General features: G+C 69.9%; 1 protein-coding gene. It reads right to left on the bottom strand.

Annotated elements, in window-relative coordinates:
* Positions 1 to 151: 151 nt before the first annotated feature.
* Positions 152 to 1,000, bottom strand: coding sequence for an RNA polymerase sigma factor SigF (locus QH283_RS02445; RefSeq protein WP_280501387.1), 849 nt, complete (start codon positions 998 to 1,000; stop codon positions 152 to 154).
* Positions 1,001 to 1,168: the final 168 nt, after the last annotated feature.

Here is a 1,168-nt window from a genome sequence, read left to right as displayed (position 1 = left end):
CAGCCAATACTGGTGGGTCGGCGTCGACACCGACCGGCAACTCATGCTCACCGGATGGATCGGTGAAACCCCCGAAGGCGACGCCCCCTACCTGCTGCTCTACCCGTCCGGCATGGGCGCCGCCGCCCCCGCGGCCACGGGTGCGACGGGTTCAGGCCACGGCGGCGACCGGCTCGGCCAGCGCCGTCTCCCGCAGCTGGGTGAGGGTGCGGTTGAGGATGCGCGACACCTGCATCTGCGACACGCCGAGACGCTCGGCGATCTGCGACTGGGTGAGCGAGTCGTAGAAGCGCCAGACGAGGACTTGGCGTTCCCGCTCGGGCAGGGCGGCGATCAGCGGGCGAACCGCCATCGCGTCCTCCATCAACGTGTAGCACGGCTCCTCGGAGCCGAGGCTGTCGCCGACCGACAGGCCCACATTGCCCTCGTCGTCGCGGCCCACGGCGTGCAGGGTGTTGGTCGAGTAGGCGTTGGCGGCGACCAGAGCCCGGGTCACCTCCACCAGCTCGATGCCGAGTTCCTCGGCGATCTCGCGCGCCGAGGGCATGCGACCGAGTCGCTGGGACAGGGTTTCGGTGGCAGGGCCGATGAGGGCCTGTAGCTCCTTGGCCCGGCGCGGCACGCGCAGGGCCCAGGTGTGGTCGCGGAAATGCCTGCGGACCTCGCCCATGATGGTGGGCACCGCGAACGCCAGGAAGGAGCTGCCGCGTGCGACGTCGAACCGATCGACGGCCTGCACCAGTCCGAGGCGGGCGGTCTGGTGCAGGTCGTCGTAGGCTTCGCCGCGGCCGGTGAATCGCCGCGCGATGTGGTCGGCGAGCGGCAGGCACAGTCCGATGATCTGTTCGCGCAGTGCGTCTCTACGCGGATCGCCTGCCGGGAGGGCGGCCAGTTCTGCGAACCGGGGTTCGATGTTGTCGTAGCTGTCTTCGGTGTGGCGGCTCGGTCGGCGGTCGGGGTTGGTCTTCGCGGTCCGGGCGGGCGCGGCGGTCTCGCGCATGGGATATCTCCCTCGTGTGCTTGCTCTCGCTGCCGTTGGACTCGACTTACGGGGCAATACCCCGGCACTGGCGGACCAAACAGAAGTATCCGGCCGAATTTCTCACCTTCCGTGCTCCGGCGCGTCCGTGAGGGCGGCGGCCACGGCCTCCGGTGTCCAGGCCGGCGC

This window comes from Nocardia farcinica, assembly GCF_029867845.1.
GTDB classification, from domain to species: Bacteria; Actinomycetota; Actinomycetes; order Mycobacteriales; family Mycobacteriaceae; genus Nocardia; species Nocardia farcinica_A.
The sequence above is the reverse complement of the archived record's forward strand: the minus strand, read 5'-3'. Positions and strand labels throughout refer to the sequence as shown.

Coding starts and splice junctions, on each gene's coding strand:
- QH283_RS02445 (WP_280501387.1), bottom strand. CDS start 1,000: ATGCGCGAGACCGCCGCGCCCGCCCGGACCGCGAAGACCAACCCCGAC.